The sequence below is a fragment of the Candidatus Galacturonatibacter soehngenii genome, assembly GCF_008830185.1.
GTDB classification, from domain to species: Bacteria; Bacillota; Clostridia; order Lachnospirales; family Lachnospiraceae; genus Lachnotalea; species Lachnotalea soehngenii.
The window spans coordinates 258,894-281,629 of sequence record NZ_WAGX01000008.1 but is presented as its reverse complement, the minus strand read 5'-3'; the positions used below and the strand labels follow the sequence as shown (position 1 = coordinate 281,629).

The window sequence follows — 22,736 nt, the reverse complement described above, 5'->3', positions numbered from 1 at the left end:
AGAATTATTCTACTGTTTTACTTTTATTACAATCAGATGAGCTGCTTTGCTTATTCTTTCTTATGATCTATTAATTCTAACTTTGTCTCCAGCCAACTATTTCCCTTTCTTATTTGATACTTCATTGCAGGTATGATTGTTTTTGCATATAAAAGATTCGTATTTGGATCGGCTATGATGATTTCTCCCATTCCCTCTTTCATCTCTTCATTCATTTTACATCTTCCAATCATCTTACAACCTCCAATAAAAGAGTAAGCCCTTACTACATTTTTATCCTTTTGTTGAACCAAGTCGTTCATAGGCTCTGCTGGAATCGAAAATCCACAATCATATGCAATACAATCGACTTCACTATTTATTACATGTTGTCTGATGTGGCCGTTGGCTGTTGGTATTAGAGTGGTTTCTACTTGAATCCCTTGATATGGTGACCAAGTTGCAATTACCTTATCTTCTTCTACCACAAAGGTCTCACTGATTCTTCTTACGTATACATACCCATTGATTACAAAGGCAAGCATACTATCGGGTGCCGCTTCATGTAATTCAAAAGAGGACTTTGCAATGCTAAAACCAAATCTTGTATCATAGGCAAACTTCCCATACTTTGCTTGCGTTTGTCCATGACCATTTGGACTGTACTTTCCAGGGGTAAAAGCAGTGGTATGTCCTTTGTAATCACGTATCAACATATCTGCATATTTTAGTAAAACCTGCTCATTTCGTTTTGGTAGGGCGGCTTCTTTTGCGCTCCAAAAAGGATGTTCCTCTGGTAACATTAGCATCGCAAAGGTCTTTAAGCTCCAATAAGGAGAACCTGGTCCGTTGTAGCGCTCACCCATTATTAAGTTTGGATAACCATAACCTATCGTCAGGATATGATCTCTGTCAAAGATTGGTTTTGACATCCAATACTTTAGATGTCTTACAATCAGTCCTTTTAATACTTCAATTGGAAATGGATACACATCCGCAATCATACAAGCACACCAAAAGCTTACCTGAGAAAAACGGTATGTGAGAGAACGCCCAAACGGAAGAGCCGCCCCTTCTTCATCAAACCAATAAAGAAAGCTTTTGCCAAAGATTTCTGCTCTTTCTTTATAAAGCTTTGCACGTGTGGCATCTTCCTTTTCCATCACTTTGGCATAGAAAAGGCAATAAAAGTGTATTGCAAATGACACATAATAATCCTTTTGTCCAGAGTCACCATCTTGATACCAACCATCTCCAAGATAAAAATCTTCTACGCCTGTTAAATAATATTCTAATTTTTCCTTATCATAAGGCATTCCTAATTTTTTTAATGCAACATTTACTAAGACAGCAAACAAAATCCAATTGCAAATCGGCAACTGGTTTTCATTGATTCCATAAAGCCACTTCGCCAAATTGTTTTTTTCTTCTTCACTTAGTGGGTCCCATAATTTTTCAGGGGTAAGAATCAATCCATACGATATTGCAGCCATTTCTACAAACTTTTGGTCAAACTTACGAAAGCCACCCCAGTATTCTTTGTGATTTGGGTCGGTTCCATTTGCTAATCCCAATCGATAAATCTCTTCAAATTCCTTATCAATGCCACCCCCTGCCCATAGAGGTACCAAGCCCCACAGTGGCCTTGAAAAAGCTTCCATTTTAATCGCTTTTTGATCATAGCTAGTAGCAGTATTTCCTAAATCAAGTTCCGTTTTTCCTTCACTATAATACGGCTTTAATGGGTTTACAATGCTTAAAAGTAAGTCTTGAAAATCCTTTTTGCTATCTAACCTCATAACTTCCTCCAACCTGGTTCTTTTTACCAATACAAATCCCAATCTTTATGCAAACGAGTCAATGCTTCCATGTAAAAATAATCTCCCCAAGAGTTACACTCATCAACTCCATAATGATTACAGGTATTATAAGGAGAATGATTTGAATACGTACTATGAAGAACCAATCCATTCGATTCCTCCATTGATTTTACCGCATAATTATCTTTTAAAGATTTCATCATTTTTTTTGCCAAATCGATATAATAACTTGCTTCTTCTTGCTCCAAATACTTCGCCATCTCAAGCATGCCACAGATAACGATGGAGGTAGAAGAAGAATCTCTCGGTTCACTCGAACCATCCGTAAACTCCAAGTCCCAATAAGGAACCATATCCTTTGGCAGATGTTCCAAATAATATCTTGTTACATTTTTAAAAATCGTAATGTATTCTTTTCTGCCAGTATATTTATAGGCAAGCGCGCTTCCATACACTCCCCATGCCTGACCTCTCGCCCAAGCAGACCCATCACGATAGCCTTGGCAAGTAGCACCACGTAGCGGCTTTCCTGTCTGCATATCAAAGAAGAACGTATGCCATGTGGAAAAATCCTCACGAATGACATTGGCAATTGCTGTATGAATGTGCTTTTCTGCAATCTCTTTGTATTTTGTCTCTCCTGTTTCTTCCGATGCCCAATATAGCAAGGGAAGGTTTAATAAGCAATCAATAATAAGTCTATAATTATCTGGTTCATTCATTGCTCCCCATGCCTGAATAAATTCACCTACTGGGTGGAATCTCGTAATCAGTTGGTCGGCGGCTTTGATTGCTGCCTCTTTTCCTTTCTCACTTCCAATTAGCTTATAGCCAGCAACACAAGAAGGAGAATACAAGAATCCCATATCATGATGATCCACTTCTATCTTTTCATCAATGCGGTGTAAAAAGCTTTCAATTTGAATCTTTCCTGCTTCCTTTAACCTTTCATCCTCACTAAATTCATAAGCAAGCCATATTTCACCTGTCCAAAATCCTGTTGTCCAGTAGTTATTTTCAATCGGTTTGTAAAAACCATTCTCACTGTAAGCATTTTGAAATTGATAGGTAAAGTCTTTTAGATTATGTAGGATTTGCTTTGTACAAAAAGCAAGTGCTTCTACCACTTCTTGATCTGTAATTTTTAAGTTTTGTTCAAACATATCAACACCCTCCTATCTCATATTATCCCTTGATACCAGTTGATGCAATACCTTCTACAAAGTATTTTTGTAGTGATAAGAATACAATTAACACAGGAATTAAAATAACTACCGATGCTGCCATAATAAGGCCATATTCCGCTGAATACTGCGTAATAAACATACGAAGCCCTATTTGAATGGTTTTTAATTCATCTCTTGTTAAATAAAGCATTGGTCCTAAAAAGTCATTCCATGTTCCTACAAATGTAAATATCGTTAAAGTAGACAAAGCTGGCTTTGACAAAGGAAGCATTAATTTACCATAGATTTGATATTCATTCATTCCATCAATTCTTGCTGCTTCACATAGTTCATCTGGTATACTTTGATAAAACTGTCTCATTAAAAATACTCCAAATGCAGAAAATGCTTGTAAACAAATAATTGCTAAATGTGTATTATTCAAATTGAAGGAACGCATCATCATAAACTGAGGTACCATATATGCTTGCCAAGGAACTGCAATGGTTCCAATGTATCCTAAGAATAATGCATTTTTTCCTTTAAAATCTAACTTTGCAAAAGCATATGCCGCAAAGCTACTTGTTAATAGCTGCAATATCGTTACAATTATGGTTAATTTGGCTGTATTCTTAATAAACGTAAACAGCGGTATTTTAGTCCATATCTTGATATAGTTACTCCACTGTGGCTGATCTGGTATCCATTGAATTGGAAATGTAAATACATCTTTGTTAAATTTAATGGAAGCAGATAGCATCCATGCAAATGGCAATAGCATAATGAGTGCTATGATGATAAGTACGCTATATAATAAAATCTGTTTGATTGTGTTTCTTTTTTGACTTCCCACGGCTTCTTTCCTCCTATCCAATTTAATAATTTACAAATTTCTTTTCGCCCTTAAATTGAACGATGGTAACTATCAATACTAATAAGAAAAGAACCATTGAAATTGCGCTTGCATAACCTAAATCCCAATTTTTAAAGGCTACATTGTAAATATGGTAGACTAAAACTAATGTGGAAGTACCAGGTCCTCCTTGCGTAATCATGTACATCTGATCATACACTTTAAAGCTATTAATAGTTAACATAATAATAACAAAGAAGGTCGTTGGTGAAAGCATAGGCCAAGTAATGTTTTTAAATTTTTGCCACGCATTGGCACCATCTAAACCTGCTGCTTCATATAGCTCTCCTGAAATCCCTTGAAGACCTGCTAGATAAATCACCATATAATAGCCCATATTCTTCCACACACTAAATAAAATTACCGTAATCATTGCCCAGTGTTTATCAGCTGCCCAGCCTGGTAAATGATCGGCTGATACTCCTAACTTGTATAAAAGCATGTTAATTGGTCCATTTGCTGGATTAAAGATCATATTCCATACTGCTGCAACCGCAACCAAAGAGGCTACATAAGGAAAGAAGCTGACGGTTCGGAAGAAATTTCTTCCTTTCACCTTCTGGTTTAATACCACCGCCAAGGCAAGTGCACTTACTAATGTAAGCGGAACGGTACCTATTACATATGTAATTGTATTCCATAAGGCTATTTTAAAACGACTATCTGCAAATAGCTCTTTAAAGTTAGAAAGCCCGACAAAAACCATCGGATTATTTCCATCCCATTCTAAAAACCCCAATATTAAAGCAAAAATAACTGGTCCAAGAGTAAATACTGCAAAACCTAAAAAGTTTGGAAGGATAAAGGAGTAGGCAACTAGATTTTTTTTCATTTGCCGAGACATCATTTTTCCACTGTTTTTCTTTTCATTCATATTCGTGTGAAGCCAATATTGGCTTATCCTCCTTTTTTTGATATATATAAAAGCAATATCGCTTGTTTTCTAATTCATGTGCTACTACAAACAAGATAACTTTTTAGTATATACTTGTTTTTCATTTCTATTTCTTAAAATTTGGACGGACAATTTGTCCGTCCAAACAATGTTTCAGTGACATATCACTTCAGTTATAAATTTTACTCAATTGAGTATAAATACTTATTTACCAAGAACAGCACTTACCTGTTCATTCATTTCTTTAATACCATCTTCAATCGTAATGTTTCCTGTCATAATATTATCGTGTGCATCATTTAATATTGTTTCAATCTCAGAACTCTTTTCATGTACTGGCATTTCTAAGTATGTGTTTGCAGTATGAAGCGCAACCTTTGAAGTATCATCTGCTGGATATCCTTCAATTGAAGATATCGTATTAATTACTTGATCTGTCATGATTGCTGGGAATGTACCTGTATTAGCAATAATTGCAGCACCTTCTTCTCCAGTAACAAATTTAACAAAATCAAGTGCCGCTTCTTTATTTTCAGATGCTTTGCTTACTGCTAAAGAAGTAATGGTTGCTAACGTAGAACCTGGTTCCACACCATCAGCATGAGGATACTTTACAATGCCCCACTCCGTTGCCTGTGATTCCCCTGACTCGATTGCTTTAATTAAAGTTGGAATAAACCATGTTCCCATGTTCATCATAGCCACTTGATTTTGATAAAATGCTGCGGAATAATGTAAGCTTGCTGTTTTTAAAGCTGCATAATCCTGACAGATTCCATCTTTTTGTTCGTTTAATACCATTTCATAGTATGGTTTTAAGAAATCATAAGCTCCATCTACAATTGTATTCTTACCATCTAGGATACCAAATAACTGTACTGCACTTCTCCATGTATGATAATGAGCACCATATACTTTTTCTGTTCCAGCTTTATCATTGGATACTTTTCTTGCTAATTCATCGTATTGTGCAAATGTCATATCATTGGTTGGATAATCAACACCTGCTGCATCAAACAATGCTTTATTGTAATAAACAACCCAGAAATCACTTCTAAATGGCAATGCATAAAGATTATTATCAATTGTTATCTGATCGGTAATACCGCTATAAGCCTTTGTATCAATACCATTTTGCGTAATAAAGTCATTTAATGGCTCAAGTTGATTCTTATTTACCAAAGTAGCGTAACCTGGGATGTCTTTGATTGTAGCCACGTCTATGGTGCTATCACCACCTGTTAGCTGTGTTGCTAATACTGTCATATAATCCGTTGATCCAAGATCAAGGGTTTTAATCTTTACATTTGGATTAGCCGTTTCATATGCATCAATGAGTGGCTGATAATAAGTTGTCTGCTCTAGATCCCATAATGCCCAAGTAAGTGTAACTTCTTCGTCCGTTGAAGTACTTGCTTGATCCGTAGTTTCACTTGATTCATTGGTTGTACTTTCTTTTGTATCTGTTGTTGCTGTACTTTCTTTGGATGACCCACATCCTGCCAAAGATGCAACTACCATAGTAGTAGCAAGTACCAAAGCATAAAACTTCTTATTTCTCATATTCTTCCTCCTTGTTTTAAAACATTTTGTAGTATTTATCTACTGTACTATGAGTATACCGAAGATACTTTCATAAATACATGTAATCTTCTAATAATTTATTCACTATTCCATTGTATTTCAAGTATAAGTTTATCTGTTTTCATGCAAACCTATAAAATATTACTATTTTACGTAATATTTTACGTTCCTACCTTGTTCGTGCAATTTTATAGTATAATCTAGATATAGGCTTAGGCTCAAACTTGTAAGATTATAGATGGAAGGACTTGATTTTAATAATGATAAAAAAATATATAACATCAATAAAAGCAAGAATTATTACGCTAACCCTTCTCTATGCGCTAGTAATTTCCATTGTAATAGTCTCGATCTTTTTTTATATTTTTCAAACCTTTTTACAAAAAAATCTTATTCGTTCAACAGAATTCAATCTTCAGTTGGTTTCTGATACCATATCAAATGACATGAATCAACTAATTTATTTTACAAGATGGTGTTGTTCGAATAATATCATCAATTCCTATCTGACCTTTGAGGAAGAAGATGATAAATTGATATCTCTTAACGCTTTTAAGCGATTAAATGAAGAATATAATAATAATAAATCCAAAAAGTTCATTGAAAGAGTTGTAATTGCAAAAAACAATGGTAAGTTCTTACAGCTTGTCTCTACCGTTGCAAGTAGTAAAATGAATGCTTCTGATCTTGTAGAAGAAAGTAGCTTTTTTGATACTCTTATTGAATATGACGGATTTAAGTGGATTGGCATTGTTGATAACCCTTTTCAACCGTATACAAAAGGAAATGCAAAAATTATTCCTATCATACGACCCATTTTGGATAGTCATGGTACTGAGGTAGTTGGCTTTGTTTACATTGGTATATCAGCTGATATCATAACCAGTTATTTCGCTGAATATAATTTGCCCAGCGATAGTTCCTTGTATTTAACGATTTGGGATAAGGTCTATGAAATCCAAAAGGATACCATTACTTTAGTTGATTCCTTTGTTAAAAAAAATGCACTTGAAAATGTAGCGAACAATCGTGACACTCTAGTGTATTTGGCAGACACTCCTACCTCGCAAAATCGTATTATGGTTTCTTGTCCTGCCTCGTTAAAAGGTTGGTACTTATCTTCGAGTCTATCCAAAAAAGAATTGTTCCAACAAAGACAATACTATCATTTTTTTATTTATTTAATTTTATTGCTACTTGTTGGACTTGGAATTGGATTAATTATGTTTTTTAATAAGACGGTAAATAGTCCTATTACAAAAATAAGAAAAAAACTTGGCGATATCGCAGCTGGTGATTTTTCCTATGATGCCTCCATTGAATGGGAACATGAACTTGGCGAAATCGGTAGGGGCATCAATCATCTTTCCAGAGAGATTACACTTTTAATGGACAAAAGAATTGAGGATGAAAAACAACAAAAAGATTTAGAATATCAAATATTACTAAGTCAAATTAATCCACATTTTCTCTACAATACATTAAACTCCATCAAATGGATGGCAACCATACAACAAGCCGAAGGCATTGCAGAAATGATCACTTCACTTGCACGTTTGATGAAAAATATATCAAAGAGTACAACACAACTTATTACAATAGATGAAGAATTAACTTTACTAAAAGACTATTTTATCATACAACAGTATCGTTATGGTGGAGCTGTATCTATAGAATATAGAATTGATGAATCGGTTTATGATTGTAAAATTCTTCGCTTCACACTACAGCCTTTGGTAGAAAATGCATTGTTTCATGGTATTGAGCCAAAGGGAGGAACTGGTAAAATTATAATTACAATCACGACCAATCACTTGAGTGAAATTTCGGTTGAAATTATGGACAATGGGATTGGTATGACAAAAGAGCAAATAGCAAAAAGCCTTTTTTCAAAAGAAAATCATGACACTTCTGATTTCTTTAAAAAAATTGGCATCAGTAATGTGAATCGCCGTCTAAAATATGAATTTGGAGAACAGTATGGAATTACAATAACAAGTACACTAGGGGAGTATACGAAGATGCATATTACACTTCCTTACGTTGTTTAAAGGAGTATAACGATATGATTAATTTATTAATTGTAGATGATGAACCACTCGTTCAAATTGGAATAAAATCCATGCTTAACTGGCAGGAATTAGGAATTAATATCTGCGCTACGGCTTCTAATGGACAAGAAGCCCTTCTTGCAATAGAAGAATTTGCTCCTGAGATTGTTCTAACGGATATTAAGATGCCTGTTATGAATGGATTGGAGCTAATTGCTAAATGCAAAGAAAAACATAGTGAACTTCCTTTGTTCATTATATTAACCAGTTATGAGGAATTTGCCTTGATTAAAGAGGCTATGAAATACCAAGTACTTGATTACTTAATTAAGCTTGAGCTTGATGCCTCCACCTTGCTTGATGTCATACAAAAGGCACTCGATAAGTTGCGTCACCTACAAAGGTTATCCGATATGGAAGAATCAAATGTAGAATTGCCTAGCTTTAAGGTACTACGTGATAAATTCTTCATGCGATTACTCCATAACCTGTTTGAAAGCCGTCAGGAATTTGATTTGCTTGTAAATGATTTGCATATTGATTTTGATGCACCCTATTATGCCGTTGGATACTGCTGCATTCATGGTTTTGATACTGATACTATGTCTTCCAATCAACAGGCAAGTCTATATGACAGTACCATCCAAATGATGAAAGAGATTGCAGATAAACATATGGAATGTTTTCTTCTTTCGTTAGACTTAAAACACTTTTGCTTTATATTTTTACTCGATCATAATGATAATAAGGCTCTTGATACCATATATGAGACACTTCATAATTCTTCTGAAATGGTTTATAAGTATTTTAATGTTTCCGTCCTATCAAGCGTTGGAAGAATATATGACTCTGCCTTTATGATTGCCGATTCTTATCAAGATGCCAGACAGATTGCTTCTTTTTCAACCCAAAAGCAACCGATTAATTTCTTTGACCAACTACAAAATAATGCCCCTGTTAAGAATGCATTTAATATATCGTTGTTTAAGAAGGATATCATTACTGCCTTCGAAGAAATGGACACAGAGATTTTATATGATATTTTCACACAATTATGTAGCTTGTTTGAATCTTATCCAACTGCATACTTACAAGCAATTGATGCTGCTTGCAATATATTATATCTTGCAATTTCTTTGTTACCGCAAGGAGAAGTTATGATATCAGAAATTTTTGAAGATGCACCTGATGGGTATCGCTCTATTTACCGACAAACCAATATTTCACAAGTCATAGATTGGCTTTTAGTTCTTCGAGATGGACTTTGTCAAAAAATGAAAGAACGAAAATCCTCTTATAAAAATCATATAATTATAAATGTTCAAAAGTATATCAATTCTCATATTGAGGAGAAATTAACCTTAAATGACATTGCTTTTGTATTTGGTATTAGTCCAAATTATTTGAGTGCCTTGTTTAAGAAGAATTCAGAAATTGGTTTTACCGATTACGTTAATACAGCCAAAATTAAGCGTGCAAAGGAATTGTTAAAAGATTCAAATCTTAAGGTTTATGAAGTTGCTGACCAATTAAGCTTTGAAAGCGCATTTTATTTTAGTAAGGTATTTAAAAAGATTGAGGGCGTTTCCCCAAGAGAATATATTCAGCAAATATAAAAAGGAGACATATCATGTTTTATGAACTTGCATTAACCTATCAAGATACTCTACTTACCTATCAACCCTTTTCTTTAAAAAAAGGAGAATTAGACTGTACGAATCTATCTTCTGCTTTACAAAGAGAAATCATTTCTCTTGGGGAAAAACACCTTACCTTTGCCTTTCATGGTTTATCTGCCACTTCATTTATGGCCTTTACACGAACAGGAAATCGTGTTGACTATGAAGAACTTTACTTTAACAAAAGAAGAGCCTTAAATGCGCTTGTAATGGCTGAATGCATTGAAAAAAGCGGACGTTTTATGGATTCTATTATAAATGGAATTTTCTCTCTGTGTGAGGAAAGTGCCTGGCAGCTTCCTGCCCATAACAGTTACATACGAGATACCCCTCAACTTATCTTACCAGATTCTGATTTTCCAGTTCTTGATTTATTTGCTTGTGAAACAGGAGCCTTACTTGCCACCATAAGTTATCTTCTTGGGAAAAAACTAAATCAAATCAGTGCTACCATAACCAAACGAATCGAGAGTGAGTTACAAAAAAGAATACTAACACCATATCTTACTACGCATTTTTGGTGGATGGGTAACGGTGATGAGCCTATGTGTAACTGGACAATTTGGTGTACACAAAATATATTGATTACTGCTTTTTTATCCCCTCTATCCTCTCAGAATAAACAAAAGATTTTCCTAAAGGCTTGTCAAAGCATTGACTTTTTTTTAAAGGACTATGGGGAGGATGGTTGCTGTGACGAAGGCGCTCAATATTATAGGCATGCCGGTTTATGTCTTTTTAATGCAATGGAGGTATTAAACTCGGTAACAAACAATCACTTTTATACGTTATATTCTTGTGACAAAATCAAAAACATGGCTCTCTACATTCTGAATGTTCATGTGGATGATGAATACTATATTAATTTTGCAGATTGTTCCCCAATTGCGGGACGTGCTGGGGCTAGAGAATTTTTGTTTGGAAAGCGAATTTTAGACAGACAACTTATGAAGTTTGCAGCACAGGATTTTAAATCTGATCCAAATCCGCTTTTACCTATGGAAATCAATCTTTTTTACCGCATACAATCTGCATTAACACAGGACGAAATGCGTTCTTATGATACGAGTGGTGAGATTATACACAAAGATATTTATTATGAAAGTGTTGGACTTTTCAAAGCGCACGATAATACTACATGTCTTGCAGTAAAGTCTGGGGATAACAATGACAGTCATAACCATAATGATACGGGAAGTTTTACGATTTACAAGAATAAAAGGCCACTTTTTATTGATGTAGGAGTAGAAAGTTATAGCAAAAAAACATTTTCAGCGAAGCGATATGAGATATGGACGATGCAGTCTTCCTATCACAATCTTCCCGAAATTGACTCTACTATGCAAAAAGATGGGAAGCAGTATAAAGCAATTCACGTCAACACAAAGATTGAAAAGGAAATCGCTTTAATTTCTATGGATATTAGCCCTGCTTATCCGCTTAATAACGTAGAATACTATAACCGAAGCGTATCTCTTATTCGGAATAAATATATCCTTATTGAAGACTCTTGGGCTGGCTGTAAACATGTCGTTAGTAATTTGATGACTTATGAAAAACCAAGCATTACTTCGAATGAATTATTTTTTGTCGGGGATTTGGCGAGTGTTCATGTATCAGGTGCCAAAGAAATTACTGTGGAGGAAATTCCAATTACAGACAAAAGATTGCAAGGTACATGGAAGCATGAAATCTATCGTATTCAAATAACAGCAAAGCATGATTATCTAACCCTACAAATCAATTAAAAAACAGTGACAATCGAAGTCTGTTTCGTTTGTCACTGCTTTATTTATTAATAAACTTCTGTATCAAATAATTTATACTCTTACACTTCAAATGTAGATATTAATTTATCTAATTCGCTTGAAATATTTTGTAGTTGCTTTGTCGATTCAGCAATGCTTGCTAATCCTTCATTTTGACATTCCATAGAAGCTGCTATTTCTTCCGTAGAAGCATTGGATTGCTGTGCTACAGAGGAGATGTCCCTCATTACATGAACAGCCTCTTCTTTTCCATTATGCAATTCTTTGATATCCAAAACCATGGTATCTAGTTGCCCCGAAATGTCTTGAATTGCATTCTCAATGTTACCAAAGGATTCTTCCGCTTCCTTAGAGGCCAACGTCGTTTTATTCACTGTTTCTAAGATCTTCTGACATAGCAAGTATTGGCCGTATTATTTTCGTAGTTGGAATAATGGCTAATAAGATGGCAACTACCATAATGATGATTCCTATTATACCCATTTCTAAAATAGCATATTGTATTTCTTGATTCATGCTAATTAGCGAAATTCCAATATTTAAGGAGCAAGCTTCTTGATTGTATTCATAATTTGTTGAAATGTTATATACCTTGGTACCATCAGGCATGGTAAGGAAATCACCTGAAGTCTCTTTCGTTTGAACAAGATCTATGACTTCACTGCCAAGTGTTGCAGAGGATACTGCATCTACTTGTTCGTCTGTCCCCTTTAGTATTTCTTCATCTGTAAGAAATACTTTGGAGGTTGCATCTGAAAGAGAAATATCACTTATATTTCCATTACTCATTTGCTTAATTTCCTTAAATATTTGCTGTATATCTTTCAACTGTGTAACATTATTTTGAATTAACTCTCTTTTGATTGTTGTTACCAACGTCTGGCCGTCATTTTTCATCTGTACACTTACAGCTTTTTGAATTACAAAGAATGCCAATGCAATATAGGCCAAACTACAAGCTAATACTACCAAAATAATAATTACTCTTTTTTTTTCTTAAGTGTAAATCTCATAGTATTTCCCCCATTTTTTTCTTTATCATACAACATATATCTTCAAAAATAAACAAAAAAGTGAATTTCTATGAAATTTCTACAATCTATGAATGAAATAAGCCGAAAGGAAATACTTTCGGCTTACGTTTCATTGTTGCCAGCTATTCAAGGCTGGCGTTATAAATTTTAGTTACTTATTGGTCAACTTTTAAAATGTTCACTTTTACCCATTTCATTGCCTGAATGGCAAACAAATTCGCGATTGACAGTCCATAAATTGTAAATAGCATTTGTGTTGTCAATGGTGCTACTTCAAATACACCACTTAAACTTGGTATTAATAACACGGCATTTAATAATATAAATCCAATAAAAAACGCTCCAAATAACTCTTTGTTGTTGATGATTTCCTTTTTAAATAAAATTGCCTTTTTGGATTTACTATTAAAACCATGTACCAATCTTGACAGACACAAGGTAGCAAATGCCATTGTTCTAGCTGTTTCGGTCGTACCATTTTTTAATCCAACATAATATGCTGCCATTGTCATGATAGAAATAATAAGTCCTTCAGATAAAATGCCAAGTAAGAAATCTTTTGTTAAAATCGATTCATTTTTTGGTCTAGGTTTTTCTTTCATTACATCCACAGAATGAGGATCTAGTCCTAATGCAATGGCAGGTAAGCTATCTGTTAGCAAGTTAATGAACAGTAAATGAACTGGTGCAAATGGTACTGCTAAGCCTGCTAAGGAAGCGTATATTACAGCTATAATGGCAGCGGTATTACCTGATAGAAGAAATTTGATTGATTTCTTTATATTGGAATATACATTTCTACCATTCTCAACCGCTTTTACGATTGTAGCAAAATTATCATCGGTTAATACCATACTAGCCGCATCTTTTGCAACTTCTGTGCCTGTAATACCCATTGCTACGCCAATATCTGCCTGCTTTAATGCGGGAGCATCATTTACACCATCACCTGTCATAGCAACGATATTTCCTTTCTCTTGCCAAGCCTTTACAATTCTAATTTTATGCTCTGGTGATACTCTGGCATATACCGATACATCATCGACAAAATTAATTAACTCTTGATCTGATAGCTTATCAATTTCTGCACCTTCTACGGCTCTATCACCATCGTTTAATATTCCAATCTGTTTTGCAATTGCTGACGCTGTAATCTTATGATCTCCTGTTATCATAATTGGACGTATTCCTGCCATTTTACATTCTTCCACTGCAGCCTTTGATTCTTCTCTAGGCGGATCCATCATGGATACAAGTCCAAGGAAAATTAAATTTTCTTCCTCCACCTTACAAGCCTTTGATTCCTCAACTTCCTGGTAAGCAAAGGCGAGAACTCTTAGCCCCTCAGAAGAATAGGTATGATTCATTTCTAAGATATTTTCCTTATCCTCACTAGTGATTTCTCGGATTCCATCCTTCATTTCAATGCTTATTGCTTTTTCTAAAATAACATCAACGGCACCTTTTGTTATGCTTATGGTTTTTCCATCAATCTGATGAACCGTCGTCATAAGCTTTCGGTCTGAGTCAAAAGGAATCTCACATATTCTAGGATATTTTTCTCTTACCTGTGTTACTGATCCAAAGTCATTTTCTCCTTGGCTATTTCCTCTTTCCATTAAGTCTACCAAAGCAATTTCCGTAGGATCACCAATTTTTACCCCGTCTACGTTACTTGCATCATTACAAAGAACACTATATACAAGAAGTTTTCTTTCTAGTTCTAAATCAAACAATACATTCTTAACATCCTTGTTTGTTTCGTTAACAAAAATATCAATGACTGTCATTTTGTTTTGTGTCAAAGTACCTGTTTTATCAGAACATACCACTGATACACTTCCAAGTCCTTCAACTGCCTGTAATTGTCTTATAATTGCGTGCTCTTTTGCCATTTTTTGTGTACCAAATGCAAGTACAATGGTAACAATAGAACTTAGCGCTTCTGGTATTGCTGCTACCGCAAGTGCTACTGCAAACATAAATGCATGAATAACAGAATCCCCCTTGATGACACTCATCACAAATAGCAAAGCACATACAATTAAAATTACAATCGATAGCTTTTTACCAAACTGATCTAAGTTAATCTGTAATGGTGTTTTACGATCTGCCGTATTCTTTAGGAGGGTTGCAATCTTTCCAACCTCCGTATCCATTCCAATATCTGTTACAACAAATTTTGCTCTACCATAGGTGACAAAACTCCCAGAATACACCATATTTATTCGGTCTCCAAGTGGAACCTCTTTTGTAATTGTAATGTCTTGTTTATCAACGGCAAGACTTTCTCCTGTTAATGCACTTTCATTTACTTTTAGGCTCGCATTCTCTATGATTCTACCATCTGCACATATATAATCCCCTGCTTCTAATAAAACCACGTCTCCAACTACTACCTCTCTGGATGGTAGAATAACCGTATCGCCGTTTCTTAATACTTTAGCATTTGGTGCGGATAACTGTTTTAAACTGTTTAAAGACTTTTCCGCTTTCTGATGTTGAACCGTTCCAAGTATTGCGTTAATTGTAATTACAATCCCTATTACCAAAGCACTTTCTACGTCCCCCAAAAATGCTGAAATAACAGATGCGGCAATTAGAATAAGGACTAAAAAATCAGCAAACTGCTCTAAAAAAATTTGTATAACAGATTTTTTCTCCTTTTCTACCAACTCATTGTAACCTTTTTGCTTTTGTAAGGTTTCAGCCTCTTTGGAGGTTAATCCTTGTTCTCCCCTTCCCAGTTCCTTTAATACCTCTTCTTTGTCCTTCAAGTAAAACTCACTCATGGGTGACCTCCTTATTTTTCCTTGCAACAAAAAGTAGCAATACTTTTGTTGCACGTTGTTACGTTACAACAAAAGTCTTGCTACTTAGTTACGATACGGATTACTCTAGGTAATCGTACTGACGACATCGCACATACCACGTTAGGATACTAGCTACTCCCTTTTGTGTGAATATGATATCAAAGTAAATTATTTATGTCAAGGGCATTATGCATGTCTTTATGAAAAAGTTCAGCCATGCAAGCTTAAATGGCTATGCATGGCTGAATTGTTATTTATATTATTTATATTATTTAGGTTGTTTTCCGATGTAAGCTAGAATACCACCATCTACGTAAAGAATGTGTCCATTTACAAAGTTAGATGCATCAGAAGCTAAGAATACTGCTGGACCAGCTAAATCTTCTGCTTCTCCCCAACGATTTGCAGGCGTTTTTGCTAAGATAAACTGATCAAATGGATGTTTAGAACCGTCTGCTTGTACTTCTCTTAATGGTGCTGTCTGAGGTGTTGCAATATATCCAGGTCCGATACCATTACATTGGATATTAAATTCACCATATTCGGAACAAATATTCTTTGTAAGCATTTTAAGTCCACCTTTTGCTGCAGCATAAGCAGAAACTGTCTCACGTCCTAATTCACTCATCATAGAGCAAATGTTTATAATTTTACCGTGTCCTTTTTTAATCATAGATGGAATTACTGCTTTTGATACGATAAATGGAGCATTTAAGTCTACATCAATTACTTGTCTAAAATCTGCTGCTGACATTTCAACCATTGGAATACGTTTGATAATTCCAGCATTGTTTACTAAAATGTCTATTACACCAACTTCTTTTTCAATCTGTGCGACCATTGCATTTACTTGTTCTTCGTTTGTTACGTCACATACATATCCATGAGCTGTAATTCCAGCTTCTTTATATGCAGCAATACCTTTGTCTACTAATTCTTGTTTTATATCGTTAAATACAACTGTTGCGCCTGCTTTTGCATACGAACTTGCAATTGAAAAACCAATTCCGTATGAAGCACCTGTTACAAGTGCAATTTTACCTTCTAATGAAAAGTTATTTAATATTGACATTTTTAATCCTCCTATAATCATTTGAATCTGTAGTTACAATTGTCAAAGAAAAAACAATGTGTTTTTCTTACTTTTTTTATTGAAAGCACAATGTGCGTTTTCAATTATTATGGTACATAAAGCGTAAGCTTTTTAACTATCTAATATCCTTCATCGCTACGGCATCCATATCATCAAAGTCTTGGTTTTCTCCAACCATTCCCCAAATGAATGTATATGCTCTTGTTGCTGATGCAGAGTGTATTGACCAACTTGGAGAAATAACCGCTTCTTCATTTCTCATTACAATGTGTCTTGTTTCTGTTGGCTCACCCATGTAATGGAATATGACTGCATCTTCTGGTAATTCAAAATACAAATATACTTCCATTCTTCTATCATGTGTATGGCATGGCATAGTATTCCAAACACTTCCTGGTTTTAAAGATGTCATTCCCATAACTAACTGACAACTTTCAACCTGTCCAGGTAGGATGTATTTTGTGATTACTCTGTGGTTTGCTTCTTCCATACTTCCTAATTCAACCTTAACGCAATCCTCTGGTTTAATAAGTACAGTTGGATAGGTTTTGTGTGCTGGAGCACTGTTAAAGTAGAATTTAGCAGGATTTGCTTCATCCACACTTGCAAAAGTAATGTCTTTTGCTCCCATACCAATATACATTCCATCCTTATATTCAAGCTCATAAGTAGTTCCATCTACCATGATTGTACCTTTACCACCTATGTTAATAACACCAAGCTCTCTTCTTTGTAAGAAGTATTCTGCCCTAATTTCATCCCCTGCTGTTAACACCAATGGTTTTACTGGTACAGCAGCTCCTGTGATAATACGGTCGATATGGCTGTACACTGTCTTTATCTCTCCAGCCACAAATAAATTTTGAATTAAAAACTCTTCTCTTAATCGATCTGTGGTGTAGTGTTTTACATCTTTAGGTGATGATGCTGTTCTAAGTTCCATTTCTCTACTTCCTTTCTTTTAATATATTTTTCATATAAACAGTATAACATACAAAATTAGCAAATTCTTTGCACTTATTGGCCAAAAACTTGAAAATCTTGAACTAATGTAATATAATTAGCTTAGGTTTAACCTTAGCACAAAATAATCGTTATGGAAAGGGGTGTTATTATGATAGAATTTACGTCTTGTAGAAAATCCATTGCAGAGTGCTTGCAAACAAAACGTTTTGCCATTGCACATTTATATAATGAAGAAAAACCTATGGCGATGCATATTCATGATTGTTATGAGATTTATTATTCCGTAACAGGCGGGAAGAGATTTCTTATCGATAACAAATATTATGATATTAAACCTGGTGATATATTTGTTATCAATCAATACGAGAGTCACTATTTAGATCAAATTGATTCTATGGTGCATGAGCGAATTATAATCTCTATCTATCCAGATTATATTAAGCACTTATCCACACCAGAGACGAATTTAGACTACTGTTTTACACACCGTACTTGTGATTTTTCTCATCGAGTTGAATTAACCAAAGAACAACAGCAACGATTCATTTATTATATTCACAAAATGTCTAGTGTATCTGGTTTTGGAAGTGATGTATTAGAACAAACTACCTTTAGCGAGTTGCTTGTTATGATTAACAGCCAGTTTCGGGCGCAATGTGATTTGGAGGGGTTTAACGACAATTATCAATACAATAGTCAAGTTGCGGAGATTCTTGAATATATCAATAAGAACATTAACAACGAGATTACAATAAAATCTCTTGCAGATAATTTTTATTTGAGTGAATCTTATATTTGCAGGATTTTCAAGGCGGAGACAGGAACTACTATTAATAAATATTTGACCGCGAGAAGAATTAGTATTGCAAAGTCTCTTCTAGATGTTGGCTTAAGCGTGACGGAAGTATGTGAAAAAAGTGGCTTTCATGATTATAGTAATTTTCTCAAAGCTTTTACAAAGGCTGTTGGAATTTCACCAAAGAAATACTCACAGTATAGTTCAAGCTAAAAAACCACAGTATGAATCATACTGTGGTTTTTCTAAAAGCTTTCGCTTAATTTATTAGATAATCTCTAACAATACTTCCATAGCAGCATCACCTTTACGTTGTCCAATCTTAACGATTCTGGTGTATCCACCTTGTGAGGTACGAGCTGCACATTTAGGAGCTACTTCATCAAATAACTTAGCTACTAAATCAACTTCTTTTGCGTTCTTTCTCTTTCCGTCTACTACTTCTGTTACGCTATAAAGAACTTTAAGCATTTGTCTTCTTGCATGTAAACGAGAAGGCTTATCTTTTTTAATCATTTTTTCAACTTCATCATAAACAGTTACTTTCTTTCCGTCTACAACTTCTTTTACTCTTTTGCCTTCGGCATCTTTACGAGCAACTTTAGCTTTCACAGTTACTTCTTCAAAGTTATCTTTTTCCTTAATTGCTAATGCGATTAAGCTCTCAGCTACTTTGCGAATTTCTTTTGCTTTTGCTTCAGTTGTAACGATTTTACCATTGTTTAAAAGGTTAGTAACCTGATTTCTGATTAATGCTTTTCTCTGACTTGAAGTTCTTCCAAGCTTTCTATATTTTGCCATTTTAATTTTACCTCCATTTGTGGAACATTTAATTATGCTTCATCGGTCTTACTAACTAAATGCTATAAATCCATAAATTGTATCATCTGTGACCAAAGTCACTTCAACTTATTCGTCGCTTGGATTTAACTGTAATCCAAGTTCTTTCAGTTTTGCAAGAACTTCTTCTAGTGACTTACGTCCTAAATTACGAACTTTCATCATATCTTCTGAAGTTCTGTTGGTTAATTCTTCAACCGTATTTATTCCAGCTCTCTTTAAGCAGTTATAAGAACGAACGGAAAGTTCCAATTCGTCAATATTCATCTCAAGTACTTTTTCTTTTTCATTATCTTCTTTTTCTATCATTACTTCTGCTGTTTTTGCATTTTCTGATAAGTCAATGAAAAGGTTTAAGTGCTCGCTTAATACTTTTGCAGCTAAACTTACCGCTTCATCTGGAACTAACGTTCCATTCGTAAATACATCTAATGTAAGCTTATCGTAATCTGTTATCTGACCTACACGTGTGTTTTGGACAGTCAAATTCACGCGCTCAACAGGAGTATAAATGGAATCAATGGCAATCACGCCAATTGGTAAATCATCATTTTTATTCTTGTCAGCACTAACATAGCCTCTACCCTTATTAATAGTAAGTTCCATAAATAATTTGCTGTCTGCTCCACCGTTTAAGGTTGCAATTACTAAATCTGGATTAAGAATCTCGATGTCTGAATCAGCCTGAATATCTGCAGCTGTCACTACTCCCTCGCCTTCAAACTCAATGTAAGCGACTTTTGATTCGTTAGTGTCACTGTTATTTCTAATAGCCAAGCTCTTAATGTTCATGATAATCTCTGTAACATCTTCCTTAACGCCAGGAATTGAGCTAAATTCGTGTAAAACGCCTTCAATCTTAACCTGAGTTACAGCCGCTCCTGGTAATGAAGAAAGCATAATTCTTCTTAAAGAATTACCAAGAGTAGTACCATAGCCTCTCTCAAGTGGTTCTACAACAAATCTTCCATATTTTTTGTCTTCTGAGATTTCAGCAATCTCAATTTTTGGTTTTTCAAAATCGAACACTACAAAGCCCCTCCTTTTTGGGTTATATAGTATTGAGGGTGAAAAATACTTAAGAAAAAGCCTTCCTGCATGGAGTGCTTATTGAAAATAGGAAAACACATAATTTCCCCTATTATTCAATAAAATCATTAACCTTAAAGCGCTTTGCACTTTAAGGCTAAGATGTATTTTAACCCTTGTAAATATACAAGCTGAATCTGTAAAAGATCCACTTGCCATGAATGTAAAACAAGATATTATTTTGAATATAATTCGACAATAAGCATCTCATTTACAGGTACATCTATTACTTCTCTATTTGGAAGTTCTTTGATAGTACCTTTTAAGTTTTCTTGATCTACATCAATCCACTCAGGAACTAATCTTGATCCAGTCACTTCTAAGATATCTTTATATCTTTGAGAGCCTTTTGACTTTTCTCTAATTTCAATTGTATCTCCTGCTTTTACTAAATAAGAAGGAATGTTCACTCTTTTGCCATTTACTAATACATGCTTATGGCCAACAATCTGTCTAGCTTCTTTTCTAGTTCTAGCTAATCCCATTCTAAATACTACGTTATCTAATCTGCTTTCAAGTAAAACCATAAGGTTTTCACCTGTCATACCACGCATTTTATCAGCTTTTTCGTAGTAGTTACGGAAAGGTTTCTCAAGTACACCATAAATAAATTTAGCTTTTTGTTTTTCTCTAAGTTGAAGACCGTATTCACTCATCTTCTTGTTAGCTCTTCTAAGTTCTCTATTTGATTTTTTATCTATTCCCAAATAAATTGGCTCTAAGCCAAGTGATCTACATCTTTTAAGAACAGGAACTCTATTTACTGCCATTTCATTACACCTCCTATTAGACTCTTCTGCGTTTTGGTGGACGACATCCGTTATGTGGAACTGGAGTTACATCCTTAATACTGGTAACTTCAAGACCGCAAGCTTGAAGTGCACGAATAGCAGCTTCTCTTCCTGATCCTGGTCCTTTAACCATTACATCAACTGTCTTAAGTCCGTGTACTAATGCTGCCTTTGTAGCTGTTTCAGCTGCCATCTGAGCTGCATATGGAGTAGATTTCCTTGAACCTCTAAATCCTAGACCACCAGCACTTGCCCATGATAAAGCATTTCCTTCAGCATCTGTTAAAGTAACAATTGTATTGTTAAAAGATGACTGAATATGTGCCTGTCCGCGTTCAACGTTTTTCTTTACACGCTTTTTTGTCACTTTTTTGGTAACTTTTTTAGCCATTTAAACTAACCTACTTTCTCTTTTCTCTATAATTTATTTTGTTGAAAGGTAGTTATGCAATTTCTATGTTCCATTTGCTTTGCTTCACTTCACTAAGAAATCCATAACAAGTTCGTACTAAACTGATGCTACGCTTGCAGCTTGCATTCGTTAAGTGCTCACTTTTTTATTTTTTCTTGTTTGCAACAGTTCTCTTAGGACCTTTTCTTGTTCTTGCATTGGTCTTAGTCTTTTGACCACGAACTGGAAGTCCTTTTCTATGACGGATTCCTCTGTAACATCCAATTTCTTGTAATCTCTTAATATTTAAAGCAATTTCTCTTCTTAAATCACCTTCTACTGTCTGACTTTCGTCGATAACAGCAGCGATTCTTTTTACTTCTTCATCTGTTAAATCTCTTACGCGAGTGTCTGGATTAACCTTTGCCTCTGCTAAGATTCTGTTAGAACTTACTCTACCAATTCCATAAATGTAAGTTAAACCGATTTCAACACGTTTTTCTCTTGGTAAATCTACACCAGATATACGAGCCATGTGAATATTCCTCCATTTTCTTCTGAGTAATAAGCGTTTCGTAGCCCACTGTTTACAGTGTCTGAAATGTGTACGTTCGTTTTTATTACTGTATTAATATTGTCCCTAATTGAGATACTATATAGTATCCAACTACGATTAGATGGATCGTAGTCTTTCCGATATAAATATATCGGTATTAAAAGCAATAACCGTGAGTAATCTCACATTTTAATTGCACATTTGGAACGCATTGCATTCCAAAAATTACAGGCAGGCATGTATGTCTGTAATCTATGATATCAGCATGAACAACACACCCAGGTGGTTCACACTGCAGCCGCACTAAAAAAATAAGTTACTCGAAGTAAGTATTACTTCTAGTTACGCAAAATCACATTTTGTAATTTAGCATAAACAAAACAAAATAGGTTTTTATTAACCTTGTCTTTGTTTGTGTTTAGGATTTTCGCAAATTACTCTAATGCTACCTTTTCTTTTAATGATTTTGCATTTTTCGCAAATAGGTTTTACTGATGATCTAACCTTCATG

Annotated in this window: 20 protein-coding genes; 4 read left to right on the top strand and 16 right to left on the bottom strand. The window is 34.7% G+C overall.

The annotated features are described in order from the left end of the window. Positions 1 to 50 precede the first annotated feature (50 nt). The 5 genes from F7O84_RS18430 to F7O84_RS18410 form a co-directional block, all read right to left on the bottom strand. Complete coding sequence (locus F7O84_RS18430; protein WP_151148549.1) at positions 51 to 1,778, bottom strand: DUF2264 domain-containing protein; 1,728 nt, start codon at positions 1,776 to 1,778, stop codon at positions 51 to 53. 23 nt (positions 1,779 to 1,801) lie between these two features. Beyond that, positions 1,802 to 2,962 (bottom strand): glycoside hydrolase family protein, encoded by a 1,161-nt coding sequence (locus F7O84_RS18425; protein WP_151148548.1) that lies wholly within the window; start codon positions 2,960 to 2,962, stop codon positions 1,802 to 1,804. Positions 2,963 to 2,984: 22 nt separating this feature from the next. Beyond that, positions 2,985 to 3,746 carry a carbohydrate ABC transporter permease gene (locus F7O84_RS18420; RefSeq protein ID WP_151148651.1) on the bottom strand — a complete coding sequence of 254 codons (762 nt, stop codon included), beginning with the start codon at positions 3,744 to 3,746 and terminating at the stop codon, positions 2,985 to 2,987. Between the two features lie 94 nt (positions 3,747 to 3,840). After that, positions 3,841 to 4,752: a carbohydrate ABC transporter permease gene (locus tag F7O84_RS18415; RefSeq protein WP_151148547.1), complete on the bottom strand. Its 912-nt coding sequence runs from the start codon at positions 4,750 to 4,752 to the stop codon at positions 3,841 to 3,843. Positions 4,753 to 4,977: 225 nt separating this feature from the next. Beyond that, positions 4,978 to 6,336, bottom strand: a complete 1,359-nt coding sequence (locus tag F7O84_RS18410; RefSeq protein ID WP_151148546.1) for an ABC transporter substrate-binding protein — start codon at positions 6,334 to 6,336, stop codon at positions 4,978 to 4,980. A gap of 281 nt (positions 6,337 to 6,617) precedes the next feature. On the opposite strand from F7O84_RS18410, the gene F7O84_RS18405 reads away from it, so the two are divergent. From F7O84_RS18405 to F7O84_RS18395, 3 genes are read left to right on the top strand one after another with little or no spacing between them, the layout of a single operon-like run. Further along, complete coding sequence (locus tag F7O84_RS18405) at positions 6,618 to 8,408, top strand: sensor histidine kinase (protein WP_151148545.1); 1,791 nt, start codon at positions 6,618 to 6,620, stop codon at positions 8,406 to 8,408. Positions 8,409 to 8,422: 14 nt separating this feature from the next. Next, the gene (locus F7O84_RS18400; RefSeq protein WP_151148544.1) at positions 8,423 to 10,024 is read left to right on the top strand and encodes a response regulator; all 1,602 of its coding nucleotides are present in this window, start codon (positions 8,423 to 8,425) and stop codon (positions 10,022 to 10,024) included. 14 nt (positions 10,025 to 10,038) lie between these two features. Then, complete coding sequence (locus F7O84_RS18395; RefSeq protein ID WP_151148543.1) at positions 10,039 to 11,835, top strand: heparinase II/III domain-containing protein; 1,797 nt, start codon at positions 10,039 to 10,041, stop codon at positions 11,833 to 11,835. 80 nt (positions 11,836 to 11,915) lie between these two features. Here the strand turns inward: F7O84_RS18395 and F7O84_RS18390 are convergent, their stop codons facing one another. The 5 genes from F7O84_RS18390 to kduI form a co-directional block, all read right to left on the bottom strand. After that, positions 11,916 to 12,230, bottom strand: a complete 315-nt coding sequence (locus F7O84_RS18390) for a hypothetical protein (RefSeq protein WP_151148542.1) — start codon at positions 12,228 to 12,230, stop codon at positions 11,916 to 11,918. Continuing rightward, positions 12,223 to 12,828: a hypothetical protein gene (locus tag F7O84_RS18385; protein WP_151148541.1), complete on the bottom strand. Its 606-nt coding sequence runs from the start codon at positions 12,826 to 12,828 to the stop codon at positions 12,223 to 12,225. Before F7O84_RS18385 ends, F7O84_RS18390 begins: the two co-directional genes overlap by 8 nt. Before the next feature lie 217 nt (positions 12,829 to 13,045). After that, a complete protein-coding gene (locus F7O84_RS18380; RefSeq protein ID WP_151148540.1) occupies positions 13,046 to 15,682 on the bottom strand; it encodes a cation-translocating P-type ATPase in 2,637 nt (878 codons plus the stop codon). Between the two features lie 289 nt (positions 15,683 to 15,971). Beyond that, entirely contained in the window at positions 15,972 to 16,775 is an 804-nt protein-coding gene (locus tag F7O84_RS18375) for a gluconate 5-dehydrogenase (RefSeq protein WP_151148539.1), read from the bottom strand. A gap of 136 nt (positions 16,776 to 16,911) precedes the next feature. After that, positions 16,912 to 17,739 (bottom strand): 5-dehydro-4-deoxy-D-glucuronate isomerase, encoded by an 828-nt coding sequence (gene kduI, locus F7O84_RS18370; protein ID WP_151148538.1) that lies wholly within the window; start codon positions 17,737 to 17,739, stop codon positions 16,912 to 16,914. Positions 17,740 to 17,910: 171 nt separating this feature from the next. Here kduI and F7O84_RS18365 point away from each other — a divergent pair, with 171 nt between their 5' ends. After that, positions 17,911 to 18,771 (top strand): AraC family transcriptional regulator, encoded by an 861-nt coding sequence (locus F7O84_RS18365; RefSeq protein WP_151148537.1) that lies wholly within the window; start codon positions 17,911 to 17,913, stop codon positions 18,769 to 18,771. Between the two features lie 54 nt (positions 18,772 to 18,825). On the opposite strand, the gene F7O84_RS19545 is transcribed toward F7O84_RS18365, so the two are convergent. From F7O84_RS19545 to rpmJ, 6 genes are all read right to left on the bottom strand, one after another. Continuing rightward, positions 18,826 to 19,359 (bottom strand): bL17 family ribosomal protein, encoded by a 534-nt coding sequence (locus F7O84_RS19545; RefSeq protein ID WP_151148536.1) that lies wholly within the window; start codon positions 19,357 to 19,359, stop codon positions 18,826 to 18,828. 108 nt (positions 19,360 to 19,467) lie between these two features. Next, positions 19,468 to 20,427 (bottom strand): DNA-directed RNA polymerase subunit alpha, encoded by a 960-nt coding sequence (locus F7O84_RS18355; protein WP_151148535.1) that lies wholly within the window; start codon positions 20,425 to 20,427, stop codon positions 19,468 to 19,470. A gap of 236 nt (positions 20,428 to 20,663) precedes the next feature. Further along, positions 20,664 to 21,257, bottom strand: coding sequence for a 30S ribosomal protein S4 (gene rpsD / locus F7O84_RS18350; RefSeq protein WP_151148534.1), 594 nt, complete (start codon positions 21,255 to 21,257; stop codon positions 20,664 to 20,666). A gap of 16 nt (positions 21,258 to 21,273) precedes the next feature. Then, entirely contained in the window at positions 21,274 to 21,669 is a 396-nt protein-coding gene (gene rpsK / locus F7O84_RS18345) for a 30S ribosomal protein S11 (protein ID WP_151148533.1), read from the bottom strand. A gap of 166 nt (positions 21,670 to 21,835) precedes the next feature. Then, a complete protein-coding gene (gene rpsM / locus F7O84_RS18340; RefSeq protein WP_151148532.1) occupies positions 21,836 to 22,204 on the bottom strand; it encodes a 30S ribosomal protein S13 in 369 nt (122 codons plus the stop codon). 417 nt (positions 22,205 to 22,621) lie between these two features. Continuing rightward, positions 22,622 to 22,735, bottom strand: a complete 114-nt coding sequence (gene rpmJ, locus F7O84_RS18335) for a 50S ribosomal protein L36 (protein WP_003497809.1) — start codon at positions 22,733 to 22,735, stop codon at positions 22,622 to 22,624. Position 22,736: the final 1 nt, after the last annotated feature.